The organism is Pseudoxanthomonas sp. P4_B2, from assembly GCF_056402315.1.
Genome location: NZ_JBFUHQ010000002.1, coordinates 477,693 through 500,757, shown reverse-complemented (window position 1 = coordinate 500,757; position 23,065 = coordinate 477,693). Strand labels below are relative to the sequence as shown.

At 64.7% G+C, this 23,065-nt stretch carries 21 protein-coding genes; 14 read left to right on the top strand and 7 right to left on the bottom strand.

Translation table 11 applies throughout. The features are described 5' to 3' along the window. Nucleotides 1-31: 31 nt before the first annotated feature. From AC1DTQ_RS06745 to recC, 5 genes are all read right to left on the bottom strand, one after another. Nucleotides 32-421 (bottom strand): YchJ family protein, encoded by a 390-nt coding sequence (locus tag AC1DTQ_RS06745; RefSeq protein ID WP_477848747.1) that lies wholly within the window; start codon nt 419-421, stop codon nt 32-34. 3 nt (nt 422-424) lie between these two features. Then, entirely contained in the window at nt 425-1,036 is a 612-nt protein-coding gene (gene folE, locus AC1DTQ_RS06740) for a GTP cyclohydrolase I FolE (protein WP_477848746.1), read from the bottom strand. Nucleotides 1,037-1,108: 72 nt separating this feature from the next. After that, nucleotides 1,109-2,944: an exodeoxyribonuclease V subunit alpha gene (recD, locus tag AC1DTQ_RS06735; RefSeq protein ID WP_477848745.1), complete on the bottom strand. Its 1,836-nt coding sequence runs from the start codon at nt 2,942-2,944 to the stop codon at nt 1,109-1,111. Further along, nucleotides 2,941-6,615, bottom strand: a complete 3,675-nt coding sequence (locus tag AC1DTQ_RS06730; RefSeq protein WP_477848744.1) for a UvrD-helicase domain-containing protein — start codon at nt 6,613-6,615, stop codon at nt 2,941-2,943. Before AC1DTQ_RS06730 ends, recD begins: the two co-directional genes overlap by 4 nt. Then, nucleotides 6,612-9,983, bottom strand: coding sequence for an exodeoxyribonuclease V subunit gamma (recC, locus tag AC1DTQ_RS06725; RefSeq protein ID WP_477848743.1), 3,372 nt, complete (start codon nt 9,981-9,983; stop codon nt 6,612-6,614). Before recC ends, AC1DTQ_RS06730 begins: the two co-directional genes overlap by 4 nt. A gap of 178 nt (nt 9,984-10,161) precedes the next feature. On the opposite strand from recC, the gene AC1DTQ_RS06720 reads away from it, so the two are divergent. The 6 genes from AC1DTQ_RS06720 to AC1DTQ_RS06695 are packed head-to-tail and all read left to right on the top strand — an operon-like array spanning nt 10,162 to nt 14,266. Beyond that, nucleotides 10,162-10,950 (top strand): ABC transporter ATP-binding protein, encoded by a 789-nt coding sequence (locus AC1DTQ_RS06720; protein WP_477848742.1) that lies wholly within the window; start codon nt 10,162-10,164, stop codon nt 10,948-10,950. Then, nucleotides 10,950-11,702, top strand: a complete 753-nt coding sequence (locus tag AC1DTQ_RS06715) for an MlaE family lipid ABC transporter permease subunit (RefSeq protein ID WP_477848741.1) — start codon at nt 10,950-10,952, stop codon at nt 11,700-11,702. The genes AC1DTQ_RS06720 and AC1DTQ_RS06715 overlap by 1 nt, the downstream gene beginning before the upstream one ends. 4 nt (nt 11,703-11,706) lie before the next feature. Next, on the top strand, nt 11,707-12,246 hold the full coding sequence (gene mlaD, locus AC1DTQ_RS06710) for an outer membrane lipid asymmetry maintenance protein MlaD (protein WP_477848740.1): 540 nt from the start codon (nt 11,707-11,709) through the stop codon (nt 12,244-12,246). Continuing rightward, the gene (locus tag AC1DTQ_RS06705; RefSeq protein WP_477848739.1) at nt 12,243-12,902 is read left to right on the top strand and encodes an MlaC/ttg2D family ABC transporter substrate-binding protein; all 660 of its coding nucleotides are present in this window, start codon (nt 12,243-12,245) and stop codon (nt 12,900-12,902) included. Before mlaD ends, AC1DTQ_RS06705 begins: the two co-directional genes overlap by 4 nt. 4 nt (nt 12,903-12,906) lie before the next feature. Continuing rightward, on the top strand, nt 12,907-13,215 hold the full coding sequence (locus AC1DTQ_RS06700) for an STAS domain-containing protein (protein ID WP_477849150.1): 309 nt from the start codon (nt 12,907-12,909) through the stop codon (nt 13,213-13,215). 16 nt (nt 13,216-13,231) lie between these two features. Then, the gene (locus AC1DTQ_RS06695; RefSeq protein ID WP_477848738.1) at nt 13,232-14,266 is read left to right on the top strand and encodes an MlaA family lipoprotein; all 1,035 of its coding nucleotides are present in this window, start codon (nt 13,232-13,234) and stop codon (nt 14,264-14,266) included. Nucleotides 14,267-14,438: 172 nt separating this feature from the next. Here the strand turns inward: AC1DTQ_RS06695 and AC1DTQ_RS06690 are convergent, their stop codons facing one another. Continuing rightward, a complete protein-coding gene (locus tag AC1DTQ_RS06690; protein WP_477848737.1) occupies nt 14,439-15,782 on the bottom strand; it encodes a DNA recombination protein RmuC in 1,344 nt (447 codons plus the stop codon). Between the two features lie 658 nt (nt 15,783-16,440). Here AC1DTQ_RS06690 and AC1DTQ_RS06685 point away from each other — a divergent pair. The 7 genes from AC1DTQ_RS06685 (at nt 16,441) to AC1DTQ_RS06655 (ending at nt 20,775) form a co-directional block, all read left to right on the top strand. Next, the gene (locus AC1DTQ_RS06685; protein ID WP_477848736.1) at nt 16,441-16,842 is read left to right on the top strand and encodes a hypothetical protein; all 402 of its coding nucleotides are present in this window, start codon (nt 16,441-16,443) and stop codon (nt 16,840-16,842) included. Between the two features lie 61 nt (nt 16,843-16,903). Continuing rightward, nucleotides 16,904-17,233 carry a hypothetical protein gene (locus AC1DTQ_RS06680; protein WP_477848735.1) on the top strand — a complete coding sequence of 110 codons (330 nt, stop codon included), beginning with the start codon at nt 16,904-16,906 and terminating at the stop codon, nt 17,231-17,233. 155 nt (nt 17,234-17,388) lie between these two features. Continuing rightward, nucleotides 17,389-17,784: a YciI family protein gene (locus AC1DTQ_RS06675; protein ID WP_477848734.1), complete on the top strand. Its 396-nt coding sequence runs from the start codon at nt 17,389-17,391 to the stop codon at nt 17,782-17,784. A gap of 11 nt (nt 17,785-17,795) precedes the next feature. Then, nucleotides 17,796-18,245 (top strand): nuclear transport factor 2 family protein, encoded by a 450-nt coding sequence (locus AC1DTQ_RS06670; protein ID WP_477848733.1) that lies wholly within the window; start codon nt 17,796-17,798, stop codon nt 18,243-18,245. A gap of 99 nt (nt 18,246-18,344) precedes the next feature. After that, nucleotides 18,345-18,788 (top strand): hypothetical protein, encoded by a 444-nt coding sequence (locus AC1DTQ_RS06665; protein WP_477848732.1) that lies wholly within the window; start codon nt 18,345-18,347, stop codon nt 18,786-18,788. Nucleotides 18,789-18,797: 9 nt separating this feature from the next. Then, on the top strand, nt 18,798-19,274 hold the full coding sequence (locus AC1DTQ_RS06660; protein ID WP_477848731.1) for a group II truncated hemoglobin: 477 nt from the start codon (nt 18,798-18,800) through the stop codon (nt 19,272-19,274). A 79-nt stretch (nt 19,275-19,353) separates the two neighbouring features. After that, nucleotides 19,354-20,775, top strand: coding sequence for an amino acid permease (locus AC1DTQ_RS06655; protein WP_477848730.1), 1,422 nt, complete (start codon nt 19,354-19,356; stop codon nt 20,773-20,775). Nucleotides 20,776-20,871: 96 nt separating this feature from the next. Here AC1DTQ_RS06655 and AC1DTQ_RS06650 read toward each other — a convergent pair whose 3' ends face one another. After that, a complete protein-coding gene (locus tag AC1DTQ_RS06650; RefSeq protein ID WP_477848729.1) occupies nt 20,872-22,038 on the bottom strand; it encodes a class I SAM-dependent rRNA methyltransferase in 1,167 nt (388 codons plus the stop codon). A gap of 247 nt (nt 22,039-22,285) precedes the next feature. Here AC1DTQ_RS06650 and AC1DTQ_RS06645 point away from each other — a divergent pair, with 247 nt between their 5' ends. Further along, complete coding sequence (locus tag AC1DTQ_RS06645) at nt 22,286-23,062, top strand: rhomboid family intramembrane serine protease (protein WP_477848728.1); 777 nt, start codon at nt 22,286-22,288, stop codon at nt 23,060-23,062. The last annotated feature ends 3 nt before the right edge of the window (nt 23,063-23,065 follow it).

The following is a 23,065-nucleotide window of genomic DNA, read 5'->3' as shown; positions in this document are numbered from 1 at the left end:
GCGGGAATATTCGCAGCCCACCCTCGCCGAACTATAGGTGCTGGCCATCCAGATAGAACCAGCGCCCATGTTCGCGCAGAAAGCGGCTGCGCTCATGGAGTCGCACCGCGCTGCCGCCACCCACCCGGTACCGCGCGATGAATTCGACTTCAGCGTTGTCGGCACCGGTATCCAGATGCCGCTTGACGCTCAAACCCAGCCAGGTCGGCCGCTGTCCCGAAGCGTCGAGATCGAAATCCGCCGGTCGCGTGCTCGTGTGCCAGCTAACGCGAAGATATTGGCCCAGCCCGAGCGCATAGGCGCTGTAGCGCGAACGCATGAGCGCTTCGGCATCGGCGGCTGGCGCACCCTCATGCAACGGACGGCAACAGTGCGCATAGCCGCGGCCAGAGCCGCAAGGACACGGCGACGCGGCAGCCATCGATCAACGCTTGCCGTTACCGACTTCGATGAAGCGCAGAAATTCGGCGCGAGTGCGCGCATCCTCGCGGAAACTGCCGAGCATCTTCGAAGTGACCATGCTGACCCCGCGCTTGTGGATGCCGCGCGTAGTCATGCATTCGTGCGCGCCCTCCACCACCACGCCAACGCCCAGCGGCTGCAGCACGTCCTGGATGCACTGGGCGATCTGCGCGGTCATTTTTTCCTGCACCTGGAAGCGGCGCGCATAAGCTTCGACCACACGCGCCAGTTTGCTGATGCCCACCACCTTGCCATTGGGCAGGTAACCGACATGGACCTTGCCGATGATCGGCGCCATGTGGTGCTCGCAATGGCTTTCGTATTCGATATCGCGCAGCACGATGAGTTCGTCGTAGCCGGCCACCTCCTTGAAGGTGCGCGCCATGTACTCTTGCGGATCCTCGCGGTAGCCGCTGAACCAGTCGCCGTAGGCTTCGGCCACTCGCCTGGGCGTATCCAGCAGGCCCTCGCGGGTCGGGTCTTCGCCGGCCCAGGCCAGCAGCGTGCGCACGGCGTCTTCGGCCTGGTCCTGGGTGACCTTGTGCGGACTAGGTTTTTTCGCGGACTTGCTCATGGGATCGGTTTCCCTGTGGGGACGCGCATCGTAACCCAGCGGCCGAGCTTCCGCCCTGAGTGTCCGAAGCGCTCATGCCAGGCGCGCAGCGAGGCCCGATACGCGTTCGACGCGGTGGGCCAGTGCTTGCCTTAAGGAGTCTGCGCTGGCGCAGACATGCACTTCACGGCGCGCGCGAGTCAGTGCGGTGTAGATCAGCTCTCGCGAAAGCACGCGGGTTCGCTGACGTGGCAGTTGCAACCAGACCTCGTCGAATTCCGAACCTTGCGCCTTGTGCACGGTCATGGCGAAGGCGCTTTCGTGCGCGGGCAAGGCAGCCGGATGGAAGGGTCGCGGCCCGCCTTCCGCATCGCCTGCGAACCACACCACCGGCGCACCCTTGTCGCCGCGCAGGCAGATGCCGATGTCGCCGTTGAACAGGCGCTGCCGGTAACTGTTTTCGGTGACGAGCAGCAGGCGGCCATGGAAATATGCAGTGCCCTGGCCGCGGTTTGCTCCCAACGCTTCCTCGATGCGCGCGTTGAGGCCGCGCGCGCCTTGCGGGCCTTCGCGCACGGCGGTCAGCAGACGCAAACGCGCCGCCAGCGCTAGCGCGGATTCGGGATCGTCGATCTCAGCCAGGCGACGCCAGTGCACGAGCAATGCGTCGCGATGCGCCAGCAGCGGATCGAGCAGGTTCTCGTGAAAATGCACGCCAGCCAACCGGCCGTCACGCAGCAATGCGATCGCTGCATCCGCATCGCCTTCACGTACGGCGAGCGCGAGCGGCGCGAGCCCGAACGCTTCATCCTGCCGATAGCCGCGTTGCAGTCGCACGTGGTGTCCAGCCAGGGGCGAAGCGGGACGTTGCGTTGATGGGGCGCGAGCTGAATCGGTATCGCCTTCCCCAAACAGGGGCGCGAGCGAGCGCTCGGCATCGACGCTATCGCCAGCCGCATCGAGGATGGCGGCAAGCACATCGCCTGCTTCCACCGAAGGCAGCTGGTCGGGATCGCCGAGCAGGACCAGCTGTCCACGGTCGGGTACGGCTTCGACCAGTTTGCACATCAGCGGCAGATCGACCATCGACGCCTCATCGACCACCACGATGTCGAACGGCAACGGATGTTGCGCGTCGAAACGGAAGCGCGGACTGTCGGGGATCGTCCCCAGCAAGCGATGCAGGGTGCTGGCCTGCGTCGGCAGCGCATCGCATAGCGCGGCATCGACGCCCGGCGTTCCGCGCAAAGCGGAAATTGCGGTACGCAGACTTTCGGCCATGCGTTCGGCGGCGCGTCCGGTCGGCGCTGCGAGTGCGATGCGCGGCTGGGTTTCGCCGGCGTGCCGCGCTTGCGCCAGCCGCAACAGCAGCAAGCGGGCGATGGTGGTGGTCTTGCCGGTCCCGGGACCACCCGTGACCAACAACAGCGGACGCAGCAAGGCCGACGCGGCCGCGCGCGCCTGGCGGTCGTCGCTGTCGCGGGCCTCGGGGAACAATACTGCGAACAACGGCGCCAACGCTGCGAGGTCGTCGGCTTGTAGGGTCTGCGCCGCGATCTGCCGCAGGCGCAGGGCCAGCCGGTATTCGTACTGCCGGTAACGGCGCAGGTAGAGCAGTCCGTTCTCCAATACCAGGGGTGCGGCACTGGAGGCAGAGTCTTCCGTATTCGGCGTGCTGACCCAGCGCGAATCGGACAGCGCCTGATTCCAGGTCTCGGGGTTCGGCCAGTCGATGTCGGCATCGAAAAGTAGCTGCGGCCGCGTCGTATCGAATGCCGCATTGCCCTGCCCGACCGCGTAAGAGGCCAACGCAGCGGCGGCGAGCACGGTGTCGGGCGTGGCGGGATCGAGACGCCGCAGGCTCTGTGCCAGTGCATGGTCGATCACGCGCAGAGTTCCGCTGCGGAACAGGTCGTCGAGCAAGCTCATGCGCCGTCTCCGGCGAACAGCGCATCCAGCGCGGCGACCAGTTCCAGCGGCGGCTTCCACGCATGGATGCCGTCGACCGTATCGCCCTGCGTGTCCAGGCCGCGGCAGAACAGATAGCGTGCGCCGCCGAAATCTCGCGTGTAGTCGTAAGCATCGCTCAAGCGGAAGCGCAGCCAGCGATGCAGGGCGATGGTATAGATCAGCGCCTGCAGATCGTACTCGCTATGCGTCATGGCCAGATCGAGGTTGGCCGCGTCGTAGGCAGGCAGACGGTTGGATTTGTAGTCGAGCAAATACCAGCGTCCGTCGCGATGGTAGGTCAGATCGATCTTGCCGGTCATCAGGCCTTCTAGCTGGCGGCGCAAGCCGAATGCGCGTCGCCCTGGCAGCACGCCATGCGCATGCAGCGTCGCCAGCAAGGCCTCGACCGAAGTCGGCTTCAGCGCGAAATGGAAATCGAGTTCGGCGCGACGCGCCTCTGCTGGCAATTGGCACAGGCGCCCGCCTTCGGGCAGGGGCACGGTGAGCGTGCGCCCGACCAGGCGGGTGAGCTCGGCAAGGCCGTCCTCCAGTTCTGCCTCGACATAACCGCCGCCGCGCAGCGCAGTGCGAAGCGGCTCGTCCTGTCCGGCTGGCGCGGCTTGCTCACGCCAATCGCGCCAGGCGGCGAAGTCGACATGTTCCAGTGCTGCATGCAGCACGTTGCCGAAGCGGCTGCCGCTGAAGCGATAGTCGATGGCGACGGGTGCGTCCAACTCTTCGCCTACCACCGATTCCGGTTCGTCCTCCGCGCCTCGCTCACCTGTGGTCGCTGCGACTCCATATTCGCCGGCGTCGGCCTTGCTGAGCTGGGTGAAGCTGTAGACCCACCAGTCGCGCGAGACGATGCGGCGCGACTGGCGCGCAGGCGGGACTTCCGGCACCGATTCGTGCGGCAGCGGCGACGGCAGTCCTTGCGGCGCGCGCGCATCGACGGCGATGTCGGCGTATCCGCGCAGCTCGTCCCATCGCGCCAGCATCGGCGCCAGAGCGGTGGTGTCGCTCTTGTAGAAATCGCCAGCTGCCAGCCACAGTGCATGTTCGGCGCGGGTCAATCCAACATAGAGCAGACGCGCATCCTCGGCACGCTGTTCGTGCTCCCAAGCGGCGACGGCTTCGAGCCAGCGCTGTGAATCGTCGCTCTTGCCCAGCTTCCAGTGCAGCACGCGCCCGCTCGCGGTGGGCACCTGGCAATGGCGCGAGGGCTTGTCTTCCTTCTTGCCCACGCCAACGAAAGGCAGAAACACCAAGGGGAACTCAAGCCCCTTGGCTTTGTGCAGAGTCAGGATCTGCACCCGCCGCGCATCCGATTCCAGCCGTAGCAGTTGCTGCTCGTCGTTGGCATCGGCATCGGCGATATGCGCGCGCAGCCAGTCGACCAGGCCATGCATGCCGAGCGAGCGCGCATCGGCTTCCTGCAGCAGTTCGCCGAGTTGCATCAGGTTGGTCAGCCGGCGTTCGCCATCGCCCAGCCGCAGCAGGCGTTCGGCGTTGGCCGCGCACAGATCGGAGACCAGCGCCAGCGGGCCGTGGCGCTGCCAGCGTTCGCGCCACGCCAATGCCTGCAGTTGTTTGCCGCTGCGCCAGTCGTCGTCGTGGTCGAGGCGATCGATGGCAGACGCGTCGGCCCCGAGCAGCACCGTCGACAGTGCGGCGCGCAAGCGGCCTTCGTCGGCGGGCTGTAGCAGGGCTTCGAACACAGCGAGCAGCTCGTCGGCCTGTTCGGTTTCGAACAGGCTTTGCTTGCCAGCGGCTACCGCCGGAATGCCGGCCGTCGAAAGCGCCATCCGCATGCGCGTGGCTTCGGCATGGCTGCGCACCAGCACGGCGATGTCGCCGGCTTGCACGCGCTTGCCGTCGATACTCGCAAGTCCTGCACGCGCATCGCTGAGGATCGAATGGATCGCCTCGACGCAGGCTTCGCAGGCGATCCGGCGCGATTCCGGCGCGCTCAAGGGAGCCGATCTGCTTTCGGCATCGGTTGCGGGGGCTTCCAGAACGCGGAGCGTCAATGCCGGTGCGGTGCTTCCGTTGCGCTGGTAATCGGCATCGGCGGTGCTCGCGCCTGGCGATACGGAATGGAAGCGGATGCCTTCGTCGACGAACGCATGCTCGCCGGCCTGGGCGTACAGCGCCTCGATCGCACGCAACACCCCGGGACGCGAACGGAAGTTGTGCGTCAACGGCGGCGCGGCAATCGCCTCTCGCTTTGCGGCGAGATAGGTGTGCACGTCGCCACCGCGGAAACCGTAGATGGCCTGCTTGGGATCGCCGATCAGGAACAGCCCGGTTTGAACCGGTCCGGTTTGGACGAGCCCGCTCTGAACCGGCGCCGGTGCAGCGGATTCCGCGGTTTGCTCATCGGCACTCCCGAACACGCGCCGGAAGATCGACCATTGCCGCGCGTCGGTGTCCTGGAATTCGTCCACCAGCGCGATGGCGTATTGGCTGCGCAGGTTACGGGCCAGCGTTTCGCCATAAGGTCCGTCCAGCGCCTCGGCGACGTCGTCGATCAGATCGTCGTAGGTCTGCAGGCGGCGCGTGCGCTTGAGCAGGTCCAGGCGCTGATGCGCGTCGTCGCGGATACGGTACAGCAGGATCAGCGCTTGCTCCGCCAGCCATTGCGCGCGCAGCCGGTCGGCGGCGAACCATTCGCCCAGCGCGTCGAACAACGGCGAGGTCGGCACGCGATCTTCGCTGCCCGCCTTGGCGAAGCTCCGCAAACGCTCGGGCGTGAGCTTGTCCAGGTGCGGATCGTCGCAGGTCAGGCAGATGCCGGCCACGCCGCGTTCCAGCGAATCCCAGGCTTGTTCGAAACTGGCCGCACGCGCCTTGCGTCCATCGAAATGCTTGGCCGCGAACGCGGTGCCGATCTTGGCGCGCGCGTCCGCGCCGTGGCTTGCCAGCGCCACGCCCAATCCATCGAAGGCGGCCTGCAATGCGGGAAGCGGATCGGGGCTATCGTCGGGCCGATGCGGCGACAGCACGGGAATTCGCAGCAGCGCGCCGAGATCGCCGGCCAGCTGATCCGGGGACGACCACAGCGTCTGCAGCAGTTCGGCATCGCGCGGATCGGCGCCGTGCGCGCGCCACAGGTCGGTGGCGAGTTCGTCGTGCAGTTCGCGTTCGCTGCCGATCATTTCCGGCGGATCGAAAGCCTGGCCGGTCTGCAGCGCGTGTTCGGCCAGCAGGCGCGCGCAGAAACCGTGAATGGTGAACACCGAGGCCAGGTCGATTTCGTGTTCGGCACGCCGCAAACGCGCATGCAGTGTCGCAGCGTCCTCGAAAGCCAGCTGGCGTTCGAGGATCTGCCGGGTCAACGCGACTTCGGGAGTTTCCGGGCGAGTCGGATCGGTACCGGCCAGCAGTTCGCGCGCGATATCGGCCGCCAGCGCCAGACGCTTGCGCAGGCGTGCGCGCAACTCCTGCGTCGCTGCGTCGGTGAAAGTCACCGCCAACACCTGCTCCAAGCGCAGGCCGCGCTCGATCAGCAGGCGCATGACCAACGTGGCCAGGGTGAAGGTTTTGCCGGTGCCGGCGCTGGCTTCGATCAGTCGCACGCCGTGCAGAGGGACATCGAGATAGGCGTCGGTAGCGCCTTGCAGGGCGAAGGTATCGAGTGGCGCGCTCATACGGCCTCTCCATCGCGTCCCAGGATCACCGCGTCGAAAACGATTCGGGCGATGGCGCGGAATTCCTCTTCCAACTCAGAGTCCTGGAACGGATCGCGTCCGCGCAGCGCCAGCCGCGCGCTACCGGTGTCGCCTTCGCTGAAGCCGCGCTCGGCCTGCCATTGATCGTGGGCGCGCTCCCACGGCGTCTTGCTGTTGGCGCGCGGCTTCTCGCCTGCGGCGAGCCGGCTCTCTCCGTCGTACAACATCCAGCCCGCGCGCGGAGCGAACGGCAGGGGTTCGCGCAAGCCCTGCGTGCGCAGGCGCAGCAACGCACGCAGCGCGTCGCGCGCGGCATCCACCTGTACCGGAGCGCGCAAGAGGGGACCGGGACCGCTTCCGGTTTCGTAGAACTGGAACAACGTGCTTGCGCGTCCAAGCGCGGACATCACCAGCCAGTCCAGCCCGTGCGCGATCTGCGAAGGCCCATGCAGTTTGTCGAAACGGAATCGCGCCAATCCGTTGGCGTACGACTGTTCGATGCGGCCGTACAGGCGCACGCCATCCAAATCGAGTTCGAACACTTCCGGCTGCGCTTCCTGCCCGTTGCGCCAGCTGGCGAACGCATCGGCGTAAGGCTGCACCTGTGCACGCAACGCTTTCAACTGGCGCTCGCCTAGCGGTCCGGACGGAAGCAGCGCGCGTGCGCGCAGTTCGCGGTGGAGCTGCGCATCGTCGACCGATCCGCGCACGCAAGCTTCGAACAATGCCTGCTGCAACTGCCAGCGCCGCAGACCGCGGCCAGGCGCGGCCAATGGCTCGCAGTCCTCCATCGCCTCGCCCATCTCTGGCAAGCGCAGCGCAAGGCGGTGTCGCAGGAAAGCATCGGCGGGATCGCGCAGAAAACTGCTCAAGTCGGAGAGCGACAGCGATTCCACCACTTCGCCCGACGGCAACGGATCGACTAACCAGCGCGCGAGTGCGCTGCGCGACGCCGGCGCAGCGGCCGCGGCCGGCCGCCATTCGCTGCGATAACTGTAGCGGCGCGGTTCGGTGTGTTCGTCGCTGCCTTCGTCGCCCGCACCGAAGGCGGCGGCCGCGAATGGCTGCAAGGGATGGCGCACGACAAGGACTTCGGCAGCGATCTGCGGTTGCGAGTGATAGCGGCTGGCGATGTCGGCCAACTCGGAAACCAATACCGACGGTTCGCGTGCGCTGCCGTCGCGCGGATCCGCGCCCAGATAGCTCAGGTAGAACACTTCGGACGCAGCGGTGAACAGCTGCAGGAGTAGATAGCGGTCGTCCTCGCGCAGGGAGCGGTCGCCGTAACGGCGCTTGTCGGTTCCCAGTTCGGCGGTGAGCTGATTGAGTCCGGCCGCCGGATCGCGGCGCGGGTAATCGCCATCGTTCATTCCCAGCACGCAGATCGCGCGGAACGGCAACAAGCGCATCGGCACCATACGGCCGAAGCTGACGCCACCGGTCAGCAGCGGCGCGCGGGTGTCCGCCTCAGCCAGCTGCGTGGCGAAATGCGCGCGCACCACTTCCGGCGGAACCGGCTTGTCGAAGCCGGCGCGATGCGCGGCCCGGGCGAAGTCATCGATGCCGTTGCGCAAACGTTCCAGCGCGCGCTGGTCGGCGAGCGCTTGCGGCGCCTGCGGCAGGATCGCTTCGAGCAGGCCCAGCAATCTTTCGCGCCACTGCGCTGGCGTCATCGCTTCGCCCAGCATGCGTTCATTGCGTGCAAGCACACGCAGCAGGCGGATCAAGGCATCGAGCGCGGCCAGTGCGCTGCCTTCCAGTTCTGGCCACGGCGCTACGCCGGCGATTTCGTCTTCGGCACCACTGGCGTGGCCTAGCAACAGACGGTCGAGCGCGAACGTCCAGGTGTAGGCATCGTCGCGCGGCGCCCGATGGCGTTGGCGATGATCGGCATCGATGCCCCAGCGCGCGCCGGCCGCGGACAGCCAGCCGTGCAGTCGCTCCAGCGCGGGTGCATCCAGGCCGGCGGCGCTGGCAATGGGCGCGCAAGCCAGCAGGTCGAGGATTTCGTTGAGGCCGAAGCGCGAGATTGGCAGTGTGAGCAGATGCAGGAAAACTTCCGCTAGCGGTTCGCTCGCCAACGGACTGGTATCGGCCAGAGCATAGGGAATGAAATCCGTGCTGCCGGCCAGACCGCCGAACACGGCCTCGATATGCGGCGCGTACGGATCGATATCGGGCGCCAGCACGGCGATCTCGCGCGGCTGCAATGGTGGATCGTAGCGGGTGTCTTCGAGCAGGCCGCGCAACTGGTCGTGCAGCACCTGTACTTCGCGCAGGCGCGTAGGCGAGGCATGTATCTGCAAGCTGGGGTCATGGATGTCCACTGCCTCGCGCCAGGGCATCGAAGGTGGCGGACGTCGATGCAGCAGGTCGCGTTGCAGGCGCTGCAGCAGACTGTCGCGGTCCGGGCGGTCGTCGTGGCGTTGTTCGGGATCGGCGTAGGCCGCGATCTCGCCGGAGGGGTGCACCACTTCGTAGCTGCCGAGCACGCCGATGAAATCGCGGCCGGCCGCGCCCCAGGCCTGCAGCAGCGGGTTGTCGGATTCGACCGCGCCGAACGGATCGCTTTCCTCCGCGCGCAGGCGCTGAGCCACCGTCTGCAGATCGCCCCAGTACGAGCGGGTCGGGGTCGGCATATAGAAATGCAGCACACCGACCCGGGCCTGAGTGGCGATCACCCGCAGGACGTCAGGCGAAACATTGAGCGTGGCGAAGGCGAACAGCCGTGGCGGCAACCCGGCCGGAAGCGTGACGTTGCCGCCGCCCGCTTGTCCGAAGCGCGCGAGATAGTCGTCGATGCGGCGCGCCCGGTGCGCGCGCCCGCCGGCGATACGACGCCACAGCGCCGCCTGCGGATCGCGCGGCGCCTGCCCTGCCTCCCAGCCCAGCAGCCAGTCGCGGCGCCAGGCCTGGTATTTCTCGAACACCGATGCCAGCTCTCCCGCCAGCGACCACGGTTTCAGCGCATCGTCGCTACCCAGGTATCGCCTGAGCGGCTGCAGGGCCGGTTCGCGCAGGACCGCCGCATCGGTGAGCGCCGCGTACAACTGCCAGCGCAAGGCGTCCGCGCCCAGGTCGTCTGCGGCACCGTCAACATTGGCGTCGAGCGCGCGCTGCACGAACTCGCCGGGCGTCAGGAATTCCAGATTGGCGGCGATGCCGTGTTCGGCCGCGAGCGTGGCCTGCAACCAGCGCCGCATCGCCACCTGCGGAATCAGCACGATATCCGGCGCCAATAGCGGCTGACCGGGAACAGGCTGGCGCAACTCGGCCGCCAGCAAACCGGCGAGCACGTCCAGCGCGTTGGAGTGGTACAGACGGAAATCGGAGGAAGGCCCGGGCATCGGCCCATCTTGCCGCAGACTGGTCGCAGCCATCGCGACCACGCTACATATCCTCCTCACTAATAGGTCCAGCCGGTCGCCTGTTTGCGCCGTAGGACATAAAATGAAACTGGGTAGTGCACTATTGTTCAGCCGTCTACCCTGATGCTCCACGGTTGTTCTGGAGTTGCCCGTGCCGATGACCTCCCCCGATTCGCCTGCAGTGCGCCTGTCCAACACCCGGCTCGACCGGGGCGGACGCACGATCCTGCGCGATATCGACCTGTCGGTGCCGCGCGGCAGCATCACCGCGGTGCTGGGCCCGTCGGGCAGCGGCAAGTCCACGTTGTTGGCGGCGTTGACCGGTGAACTGCCCCCGACCGCAGGCACGGTCGAGGTGTTCGGCAAGCCGGTGCCCCGGGGCACCCGCCATCTGCTGGAGATGCGCAAGGGCATCGGCGTGCTGCTGCAGGGTAACGGCCTGCTGACCGATCTCAGCGTGGGCGAAAACGTCGCCCTGCCGCTGCGCACGCACACGAAACTGCCGGCGATGCTGGTGGAGCGTATCGTTAACTTCAAGCTCAATGCGGTCGGCTTGCTGGCCGCGGCCGATGCCTATCCGCGCGAACTCTCCGGCGGCATGGCCCGACGGGTGGCGCTGGCGCGCGCGCTGGCGCTGGACCCGCCGTTGATGATCTACGACGAACCCCTGACCGGCCTGGACCCGATCGCCAGCGGCGTGATCATGAGCCTAATCCAACGCCTTAACGACACGCTGGGACTGACCAGCGTCATCGTCACCCACCACGTGCACGAGACCCTGCCCATTGCCGATCAGGCGGTGGTCATCGCCAATGGCGGCATCGTCTTCTCCGGCACTCCGGCGGAACTGGAAGCCACTAGCGACCCGCTGGTGCTGCAGTTCCTGCGCGGGCAGCCGGATGGGCCCATCGCCTTCGATGCCACCCCACGGACGGAGGCCGCCTGATGCCCCTTGCCTCCTCCATCCGTTCGGTGGGCCGAGCCGGCCTGTTCACCCTGTCGGTATTCCGGTCCTCGAAGCCGACCAAGGACTTTTTCGCCGAACTTACCCGCGAAATCTACAAAGTTGGTGCACGTTCGCTGCCGATCATCGCCGTAGGCGGCGCCTTCGTGGGCTTGGTGCTGACCCTGCAGGGCTGGCGCACGCTGACCACCTTCGGCGCTTCCGATGCGCTCTCCACCCTGCTGGGCCTGTCGCTTTACCGCGAACTGGGACCGGTGCTGACCGCCCTGCTGTTCATCGGCCGCGCCGGGTCCTCGATCGCCGCCGAGCTGGGCCTGATGCGCGCTACCGACCAGATCAAGGCGCTGGAGCTGATGGCCATCGACCCGGTGGCCAAGGCCGTAGCCCCGCGTTTCTGGGCCGCGGTGCTGACCGTGCCGCTGTTGACCGGCTTCTTCTGCAGCCTGGCCATCAGCGCCAGTTATCTGGAAGCGGTGCACGTGCTGGGCCTGGACAACGGCGTGTTCTGGTCGGCGCTGAGCAATAGCGTCGATTTCTACGACGACTTCGGCGTGGCCCTGTTGAAGTCTGCGGTGTTCGGCGGCACCTGTGCCTTGGTCGCCGCTTACGAAGGCTTCCATGCCGAGCCCACTATCGAAGGCACCTCGGTCGCCACCACCCGCGCGGTGGTGAACGCCTCGCTATTGGTGCTGATGTTCAATTTCGTTCTTTCCGCCTTGTTGTTCAGGAGTTGATGCCATGGCCGTCCGTGGACCCCGTCTCGAATTCGCCGTCGGCGCCTTCCTTTTCCTGGCGCTGGCTTCGCTGCTGGTGCTGGCCATCGCCTCCACCAACAAGAAGTTCGGTTTCGGCAGCAGCAGTTACGAGCTGACCGCGCGCTTCACCAACCTGGGCCAGCTGCGGCCGCAGGCACCGGTGAAGATCGGCGGGGTGGTGGTCGGGCAGGTGGCCCGTATTCAGCTGGACCCGGTCAAATTCGATTCCATCGTGACCCTGGATATCGACAAGCAATACAAGGATCTGCCCGCCGACACCTCCGCCGGCATTTTCACCAGCGGCCTGCTGGGCGAGAACTACATCGGCCTTTCCCCCGGCGGCGACCCGGAAGTGCTCAAGCCCGGCGAAGAGATCGCCTACACCCAACCCGCGGTCGACCTGCTGCAACTGGTCGGCAAATACATGTTCAGCGGCGGCGGCAAGCCGCCGGCAAGCGGCGCCGAAGCCGACGCCAGCGCCCCGTCTGCCGCTACTCCGCCCTCCGAGGAACCCGCCAAATGAAGAAGTCACTGCTTTCGCTCGTCATCGCCTCCGCCCTGCTCGCCGGCGCTCCGCTGCTGGCCACCGCACAGGCGACCAAGCCCGCCGCCGCCGCGCCCGCCGCCCAGGGCAGCGCCAGCAAAGTGGTGCTCGACAGCAGCACCCGCATCCTGACCACGCTGGAACAGCGCCGCGCCGAGTTCCGCAAAAATCCGGCCACGCTCAAGCAATTTATCACCAGCGAATTCAACCGCACGTTCGACCGCGATTACGCCGCCCGCCTGGTGCTGGGTGTGCATGGCCGCGGCGCCTCCGATGCCGACGTAAAGCTGTTCGCCGATGCGCTGGCCGACAACCTGATGTCCCGCTACGGCACCTCGCTGCTGGACTTCAACACCAAGCTGCGCGTACGCATCAAATCCGAGTCGCCGCTGCCCGGCAACCGCGGGGTCAAGGTCTCCAGCGAGATGCTGCGCGACGGTGGCGACCCGATCCCGGTGGACTATCTGATCCGCAACGTCGGCGGCCAATGGAAAGCGTTCGATGTGATGATCGAAGGCATTTCCTACGTGCAGACCTTCAAGAACCAGTTCGACGCGCCGCTGCGGCAGAAGTCCATCGCCCAGGTCGCCGCCGATCTGCGCGCCGGCAAGATGCAGGCCAATGGCGGCCAGTAACGCCATTAATACGGCCAGCGTCGATCGCGACGGCGATGCGTTGGTGTTCGCCGGCGCGCTCGACCGGGCCGCTGCCGCCGGTTTGTGGCCATCGGTCAGCCAAATGCTGGCTGGCGCGCAACGCATTGTCCTGACCAAAGTCACTTCCGTGGACAGTGCCGGGCTGGCATTGTTGGCTGAACTCGCCGCACGCTTGCGCGCGGCAGGTGCAGTCCCCCAAATAGAGGGCGAGCCCGCCGGCTTGTCCGAGTTGCGCACCGCTTATCGCTTGACGTCCGGGCTGGATTTCCCCGGCACCACCCCCACGCCGTAGTACCCAGGGAAACGGGATGAACCTGTTACGCATCGCTATTGTGGTCGTCTTCGCTGCGTTGGCATCGGCTTGCGCGTCGACCAAGCCCGCCGCCGCCACCGCGCCGCCGGCCGAAACCATCGTCGTCGGACAAGCTCCGCCGGCGGCTCCTATCGAAGCGCCCGCGCCTAGCGACACCGGCAGCGACACCAGCACCGACGCCAACGCAGTCGCGGCGACGTCGCCGGCAGCGACTTCCACCGGCGGGGAAACCGCCGCCGAAGACGACTTCACCGCCATCTACGGCCAGGACGAATACAACGCAGTCGCCGACCCCACCCTGCCGCCCGGCGTGGAAATGCCGAAGTCGTACGACCCGTGGGAAAAGCTCAACCGCAAGGTGCACACCTTCAACAACGCGGTGGACCGCACCATCGCGCGGCCGCTGGCCAAGGGTTACGTGAAAGTGGTGCCGCGACCGGTGCGTTTGGGCGTCGGCAATTTCTTCAGCAACCTGGGCGAGCCGATCACCGCGCTCAACAGCCTGCTGCAGGGCAAACCCAAACAGGCCGGGCAATCGCTGGGACGTTTCCTGCTCAATTCGACACTGGGCATCGGCGGCATCTTCGATCCGGCCAGCGACGCCAAGCTGCCGCGCAAGAACGAGGATTTCGGCCAGACCCTGGGCGTGTGGGGATGGAAGCGCTCGCGCTACGTGGAATTGCCGCTGTTCGGACCGCGCACCATCCGCGACGTGTTCGGTCTGATCGGCGATGCGCCGCTGTCGCCTATCCGCCAGGTGGAAGACGACAAGACGCGTTTCTTCCTGCAGGGCTTGCAGCTGGTCGACGTGCGCGCGCAACTGCTGTCGATCGACGCGCTGCGCGAAGGCGCAGTCGACGAATACGCGCTGTTCCGCGATTCCTGGCTGCAGCGCCGCAATTACCAGATCAGCGACGATCGAAAGAAGTCGGACGACGAGAATCTACCCGACTATCTGATGGAAGAAGAAGACAATCCCACCGTGCCGATGGACGCGATGCCGGTGATCGTGCCGACGCCGGGGGGTTGATCCGCTTATTCCCTTCTTCCTTGCGGTGCCTGCAGGGGAGAAGGGAACAACGTCATCCCAGCGAAAGCTGGGATCCATTTTGACGTTGCTGTTGCCTTTGCTTTTCCGCGTCGCCCACCAAGATCAAGATGGATCCCAGCTTTCGCTGGGATGACGTCGTCGGGTTGCTAAGCTATTCCTGCGGACCCTCGGCTTCGCTACCCAACAACCCCGGCTCCCCTTCGCTAGGCAGCGACTCCACCTCGCGCAGCCTGCGTTCGATCGCGCGCGTACGTACGCCGGTCTTTTCGATCTGGGTGCTGGCTTGGTCCAGTTTGCTCTTCACCGAATCCAGCACATCGCCGAACTTGGAGAATTCGGTCTTTACCGCGCCCAGGGTCTTCCACACTTCGCTGGACCGCTTTTCGATGGCCAGGGTGCGGAAGCCCATGTGGAAGCTGGTCATTAAAGCGAGCAGCGTGGTCGGTCCGGCCACGGCGATGCGCTGGTCGCGCTGCAGGGCGTCGACCAGGCCGGGGCGGCGTAGCACTTCGGCGTATAGGCCTTCGGTGGGCAGGAACAGGATGGCGAATTCGGTGGTGCTGGGCGGCGAGACGTATTTGTCGCGGATACGCGCCGCTTCCAGACGCACGCGGCGTTCCAGCGCGTCGCCGGCAGCGCGCGCGCCTTCGGCGTCGGCTTTTTCCTGGGCGTCCAGCAGGCGTTCGTAATCTTCGCGCGGGAATTTGGCGTCGATCGGCAGCCACACCACCGAATCGACCGAAGAACCGGGGAAGCGCACGGCGAATTCGACGCGTTCGCTGCTGCCGGGCACGGTGGCGACGTTGGCCGCGTACTGGTCGGGGGCGAACACCTGTTCCAGTAGGCCGGCCAGCTGCACTTCGCCGAAGACGCCGCGCGATTTGACGTTGTTGAGTACGCGCTGCAGTCCGCCGACGTCGGCGGCGAGTTTGTTCATGTCGCCCAGGCCCTGGTGCACCTGGGCCAGCATGGCGGTGACGTTGCCGAAGCTTTCGGTCAGGCGCGTTTCCAGGGTGGCGTGCAGTTTTTCGTCCACGGTCTGGCGCATCTGTTCGAGTTTGGCGGTGTTGTCGGCCTGCAGTTCCTTGAGCCGCGATTCCAGGGTGGCGCGCAGTTCGCCGATCCGCAGTTCGTTGCGCTGGGTCAGTTCGTTGAGACGCTGGCTGAGGGTATCGCTGAAACGCTGTTGCTGTTCGCTGCTTTCCAGGCGGCCCTTGCGCGCGTCTTCGCCCAGGGCTTCGCGCAGCAGGTCCAGGCGCTGGTCGGTGCGGGTGCTCAGTTCGGTGAGGTTGCGGCCGAAGCCTTCGATCCGGGTTTCCTGTTGTTTGGACAGGCTGTCCAGCTGCTCGCGTAATTCGCTACGCCCGCTGCGCTGTTCCTCGCGCAGGGCCAGCTCCATGCGCTGTTCGGGGCGGCGTAGCAGCAGCACGACTAGCAGGAGGACGGCGGCGGCGGCCAGGACGAGGAGGATCAGCAGGAGGGTGTTGGTATCCATAGGGACAGTGTAGCGGGGTCGGTCTCAGGGGTTGAGTCTTGGGGCGTTGCCTGGCTCGCATAACGCTGCATACTGCGCTACGCCTCATTTCTGAGGTCTATTTCTTGTTAGGCGCCTATGTCCGAATGGTTTGGAATTGCGTATCGAGAATTCTGGGATGTCCCGCGAGCGGTTGTCGCGCGTCGCGATTCCGATTTGTTTTTCTTCGATTCGCGTTTTGATGAGGGCCTAGATGACTACTTGGATCATTACGAGGTTTGGCGGTTGCCCCCACTCTCAGATGAGCAACTCAGTGGTTCGTGGATCGGCCTTGAGAGGCTTGCCCTGGAAAGGCTGCCCAATGTGGACCTCCGCGATCTACCGTTCGAGGTTTCGAGTCGCAACACTCCAGATGCTGATGCGGCGCGTTCAAAGTGACGCAGCCCGGGTAGAGCGTAGCGAAACCCGGGGACTCTGACCGGCCCCTTTGCCGCTCATGGTTGATTTGCCCCACGCGTCGTTGCCAGTCGTTTCATCGCTATACCGGATGTCCCGAGTTTCGCTACTCTCCACCTGGGCTACGCTACTTCGCGAGAGAATCAATTCAAGGTCACGATGTTGATGCCCATTTCGTTCACCCACTCCGTGAGCCTGAAATCTGTTTTTTTGTGAGGCCCCGATGTCTGATTCAGAAAAAAATCGGCGCATGGAAATCCGGCGAAGTATCGGCAATCGCAAGACTTCAGCACCAGAGGCACCCCGCCTGGCTCCTCAGTATCTTATTGCCCACGTATGCTTCGATTGCCGTAAGAGCTTCAAGGTTGCGCCGCGCCAGGACTATGCTGCGGTCTGCCCATCCTGCGGAGGTAAATTGCACGAGATGGGCCGCTCGTTCAAAGCTCCTCCTATGCGGGACATCGAACAATGGACAAAAGTGCAGGTTCTATATAACGCGGGTTTCCGTTTTTTCAATTATCGCGGCACCTCAGAACCTCCGCTTCCAACTCGACTGTCGGAAGTTGAAACCTTCATCCGTGATAATCCAGTGCATGCGCTTCGCACTGCAGTACCAAAAAAATAAATCGGGCGGCGTCTGTTTCACAAACGGGCGCAACTCAGGGTTAGACGTCAGGAGATGCACAATGGCCTTAAGGAAGGTTGCATTCGTCGTGCTGACCGGCGCAGCGATTGTATTGGCAATTGGCTACTGCACTGCTTGGCTTTCCGTCTCCAAATGCGTTGCGCTTACGAACCAAGATTTCGCGCAGCGAAGGGTGGTTGGACAAGATTTCTCAGGACGGGAGGTTCTGATTACTGGCAAGGATGTTACCGCACGCGCCACAGCTCCCTTTATTGTCGAGACGTCGTATTCCGTCCCCACAGGCAGGCATGCCTCCATTCATCGCAAGAAGTATTTTGTGTTGCCTTGGCTAATCAAGCTCCATTCTTCAAAAACCTATCACCTTCTGTAATGGTTAGATCTCGTAGGGCGGGTTTCAACCCGCCTTCCGTGCCGAGAAAGCGATAACTTGGGCCGCCGTAAGGCGGGTTAAAACCCGCCCTACAGATTCGGATTCACCCAATACGTTCATAACCTACGAATCAGTGTCACCTCACTGGAAAAACCATGACCGAACAAGCTCAACCCTCAGAATACCTGGTCCTCTCCCGCGGCCAATGGGACACGGATGCCGCGCCTGCGGACATCCAGGTCGCGATTGACCAGTTCTATGTATGGCTGGAAGGACTCATCGCCGAAGGAAAAATGAAGACCGGTCAGCGCCTGGATACGCCCGGCGCGACGGTTTCCAAGAAGAAGGGCGTGGTGACCGACGGACCTTTCGGCGAATCCAAGGAAGTCGTGGGCGGTTACTGGTTCATCCTGGCCCACAGCCTGGAAGAAGCCGCACAACTCGCCGCGCAGAATCCGTGCATGCAGTACGGCCTGTTCTACGAGATCCGCCCGATAGACCCGCAGAAAGGCAGCGCCTACAACGTGACCAACGAAACGCCCACGCGATGAGGATGAAAGCGATGAAGCACTGGCACACCGTTGTCCTGATGGCGGGGTTGTTGCTTGCCGCACCGGCCGCCGATGCACAGCAATCCGAAGACACCGCACTGGCTGCCGCACTCAAGGCGCAGGCCGATGCCTGGGATGTCGCGATCGTTCGCAAGGACAAGCAAGCCATCGCCGCGAACATGGCCGACTCTTTCCTGCAGATCGACAGCGATGGAAATACCGCCGACAAAGCGAAGTTCATCGAGGAAATCGCGGCGGACGACCTGACCATCCAGCCCTACACCGTGGACGACTTCAAGATCCGCATCTACGGAAACACCGCCATCATCAACGGAAGCACATTGATGCACGGCACCTACCGCGGCCAGCCTTTCACCAGCCATTACCGCTACACCGACATCTACGTCAAAGAGAGCGGCGGCTGGCGGGTAGTGAATATTCAGACCACTCGGATCAAGTGACTGGTTCCAGGCTTGTTCCGCAAGGCGGATCAAGCCCGGCCTGCCGCTACGCCGCGGATTCCCTATACCATCCCGGCCACTACCCAAGGAGCGGCACCCGTGACCGACCTCGCCCTGAAGCAATCGATCCTCGACGACGAACATCTGCGCTTGCTTTCCATCGGCTACTTCATCTCGGCCGGCGTCAGCGCGTTCTTTTCCCTGTTCGGCCTGATGTACATGTTCATGGGCGTGACGATGGGGTCGATCCTCTCGTCCGCGGCCAAGACCGGCCAGCATGCCGATGCCATGCCCCCGCACATGATGGGCTGGATGTTTGGCATCTTCGGCGGCTTGTTTTTCCTGTTCGGCGCGAGCATGGCGATCGCCAAATTCCTCACCGGCAAATATCTACGGCAACGCCGGTCGCGGACCTTCTGCCAGGTGATCGCCGGCATTACCTGCTTGTCGATTCCCTTCGGCACCGCGCTCGGCGTGGCGACGTTTATAGTATTGGGCAAGCCGAGCGTGCAAAGCCTGTTCAATCGCGCCACTGCCGCCTGAGCGCCAGCGATGAGCGACCCCGTTCCCACCCTTTACGAATGGGCTGGCGGCATCGACGCCCTCAACCGCCTGACCGCGCGCTTCTACCAACGCGTGCACGACAACGAAATCCTGGCCCCGATCTTCGCCCACATGGATAGCGAGCACCCGCAGCATGTGGCCGCGTTTCTGGCCGAAGTGCTGGGCGGGCCGGCGGAGTATTCGGCCAGCCATGGCGGCCATCCGCACATGATCCGCCAGCACCTCAACCGCCATCTCACCCAGCCGCAGCGGCGCGCCTGGGTGGCGCTGCTGCTGGATACCGCCGACGAACTCGGCTTGCCGGACGATCCGGAGTTCCGCTCCGCCCTGGTCGGCTACCTGGAATGGGGATCGCGGCTGGCGGTGATCAACTCCCAGAGCGGCGCCGAGGCGGAAGAGAACGCGCCGATGCCGCGTTGGGGCTGGGGCGAGGTCAAGGGGCCGTACACGCCGCCCGGCGGCTGATCGCCGCAGCGCACATCGCATCGTTGCAGCCGATGCGCCACTATGTGCCACCTTTTCCTTTCGAAACTCAGGGGCACGCATGCAGACTTGGCTCAGGCGCAAATCGATCGACCAGGTGACCGTGCACGAGGAAGGGCGGCGGCTGGTCCCCACCCTGAGCTGGCCGCACCTGATAGCGCTGGGCATCGGCGCCATCGTCGGCACCGGTATCTACACCCTGATCGGCGTCGGCGCCAACCTGGCCGGCCCCGCTGTGCTGCTCTCGTTCGCCATCGCCGGCATCGTCTGCGCCTGCGCGGCGCTGGCGTATGCCGAAATGGCCACGATGATGCCGGCCGCCGGCAGCGCCTACACCTACAGCTACATCGTGCTGGGCGAAACCCTGGCCTGGATCGTGGGCTGGAGTCTGATCCTGGAGTACTCGCTGGTGGTGAGCACGGTGGCGGTCGGGTGGTCCGGCTACGCGGTGGGCTTCCTGAAAGGACTGGGCGTGGATCTGCCGTTGTGGGCGACCGCCGGGCCGCACGCCGGCGGATTCATCAACCTGCCGGCGGTGGGAATCGTGTTCGTGGTCGCCGGCATGTTGATGGCGGGCACGCGCGAAAGCGCCACCTTGAACGCGGCGCTGGTGGTGGTGAAGGTAATCGCGCTGGCGATCTTCGTGGCCATCGCGCTGCCGCACTTCGACGCCTCGCGTCTGGACCCGTTCATGCCGTTCGGTTTCGCCAAGTCGATGGGCGCCGACGGCGTGGAACGCGGGGTGATGGCGGCGGCGGCGATCATCTTCTTCGCCTTCTACGGATTCGATGCGATCTCCACCGCCGCCGAAGAAACCAAGAACCCGGAACGCGATCTTTCCATCGGCATCGTCGGCTCGATGGTCGGCTGCACGCTGATCTACATGGTCGTGGCGCTGGCTGCGGTCGGTGCGTTGAGCTACACCGTGTTCGGCAACAGCCCCGAACCGTTGGCGCTGATCCTGCGCGAACTGCAGCAGGGCAATGCGGCCACGATCATCGCCGCCGCTGCCGTCATCGCGCTGCCGACGGTGCTGCTGGCGTTCCTGTACGGCCAGAGCCGCATCTTCTTCGTGATGTCGCGCGACGGCCTGCTGCCGCGCGGGCTGTCGAAGGTGAGCAAGCGCACCGGCACGCCGATTGCGACCACGCTGTTCACCGCGATCCTGGTGGCCGCACTGGCCGGTGTGGCGCGTCTGGACGAAATCGCCGCGCTGGCCAATGCCGGTACGCTGGCCGCCTTCATCGCGGTGTCGGTCTGCTTGCTGGTGCTACGCAAGCGCGACCCCTCGCGCCGCCGCGTGTTCCGCACTCCGCTGGCGTGGGTAGTGGGACCGATCGCGATCCTGGGCTGCTTGTACCTGTTCTGGAGCCTGCCGCAGAAGACCCAGCTGTGGTTCCTGGTGTGGAACGCGATCGGCATCGTGGCGTATCTGGCTTACGGGCGGCGCGCGAGTCTGCTGGCGAAAGGCGGCGATGCTTAACGACAACGGAAACCCTACCGTCGTCATCCCAGCTTTCACTGGGATGACGAGTCGTTTTTTCGGGGATCCAAACCAGGGTCGCGGCCCTGGTTACAGTCAAAACACCCGGCAGAACACCGCTTTCAGATATCGCGATTCCTGCACATGCGCCATGAACGGGTGATCGGCGCCCGCGCCTGAGACTTTCAGGATCTGGATGGTGCGGCCGGAGAAATAAGCCGCGCGGCGCAGCATGTCCAGGAATTCCTGTTCGCCGACCAAGCCGGTGCAGGAGAACGTGGCGAACAATCCGCCCGGCTTCACCACGCCCAGCGCCAGCTTGTTCATATCCAGGTATTTCTTCAGCGCGGCGATCACCTGCTCGCGGTCGCGGGTCATCTTGGCCGGATCCAGGATCACCACGTCGTACAGATCCTTGGCATTGCCGGCATCGCGCAGCCACGGAAAGATATCGGCCTGCACGAATTTCAGGCGCACGTCGTTGAGCTTGGCGTTGCCTTTGGCAATCGAGATCACGTCCTCGTCGATATCCACGCCGACGACTTCCTCGGCGCCGCGCACCTTCGCGTACACGCCGAAGCCGCCGGTGTTGCAGCAAAGATCCAATACCCGCTTGCCGGCGACCTGGTGCGAAAGCCACTCGCGGTTCTCGCGCTGGTCGGCGAAGAAGCCGGTCTTGTGCGCGCCAGCCGGATCGGCGCGGAAACGCACGCCGTATTCGGTGATGATCGCCGGGGCTGGTGGTTCGGTGCCACGAAAATCGAACGATTCCTGCTTCTGCACATGCTCTTCGGCGAAGCTGTAGAAGCGCGCTCCGGGGAACTGTTCGGTTAGCGCTTCGTAGATCCACTCGCGGTGACGGAACATGCCCGCGCTGAAGAACTCGACCACCAGCAGATCGTCGTAGCGGTCCACGACCAGACCGGACAGGCCGTCGCCTTCGGCATGCACCACGCGCCAGGCATTGGACACTTGGTCGAGTTTGAGCACGTCGCGGCGCAGGGAAACCGCTGCGGCGATCTTGCGCGAGAACCAGCCGGCGTCGACGGGAACGTCGGGGTCGGTTTCCAGGATGCGCACGGCGATGCGCGAATGGCCGTTGTAGAAACCGCGGCCGATCCATTCGCCTTCCACGCCGATCACGTCGACGATCGTGCCGGGCTTGGGCTTCTGTTCGGGTTTGGCCACCAGTTTCTGGAAGATCCAGGGATGGCTGGAACGCCAGGCGTTCTTGAGATGGACGGTGGGGAGAGGCGTATTCATGTGGATATTCTACTTGCTGTTCCCTTCTCCCTCCGGGAGAAGGTGGCGCGCAGCGACGGATGAGGGAAGGAGAACTACTCACTGGGAAAGCTCGCTGCACGGGGAAAGTCCATTCCCTCATCCGCCCTTCGGGCACCTTCTCCCGGTGGGAGAAGGAAACACCATGGCATTCCCCCGTACCTGCGGGATTCATTATCCCGGCCCGCCCCACCCTTGCATTCCCGCGACCCGTCGCCATCCCTTTCGCATGGACCCACATCATCCCGACGATCCGCGCTACGACGCCGAAACACAGGCCAAGGTCGACCGCCGCCGCCTGATCCGCGCGTTGAACGTCAGTCTGGCCTTCGTGCTGGGGTTGGTCATGATGTATTCGGCGCAGGGCAGTTTCGACTGGGCGCCGTTCGCCGTCGCCCCGCATAGCGTGCAAGGCCTGCTCGGTATTCTCACCGCGCCGCTGCTGCACGGCTCGGTGGAACATATCGCCGCCAACAGCGTGGCCCTGCTGATGCTGGGCACACTGGCCGGCAGCGTGTATCCGCGCGCCACCTTGTGGTCGCTGCCGCTGCTGTGGCTCGGCTCGGGGCTGGGCGCATGGTGGCTGGGCGATGAGGGATCGCGCCATCTCGGCGCCAGCGGCGTGACCCACGGATTGATGTTCCTCATCTTCATGCTGGGCGTGCTGCGCCGCGACCGGCCCGCCATCGCCACCGGCATGATCGCGTTCCTGTTCTACGGCGGCATGTTGCTGACGGTGTTGCCGCACGAACCCGGCGTGTCCTGGCAATCGCACCTGGGCGGCGCAGTGGGCGGCATTCTCGCCGCGTTACTGTTCCGCAGACTGGATCCGGCTTTGCCGCGCAAGCGCTACAGCTGGGAAGACGAGGAAGAAAATCTCGCGCCGCTGGACGACGAACTGGAACCGCCGGCGCCGCGCGAGGTGCCGGTGTTGTGGCGTCGCGTGGAAGATCCGCAGGGTGTCGTACTGAAGTTTCCGCCCAGGGATCCACCGCAGCGCGAGTGAATA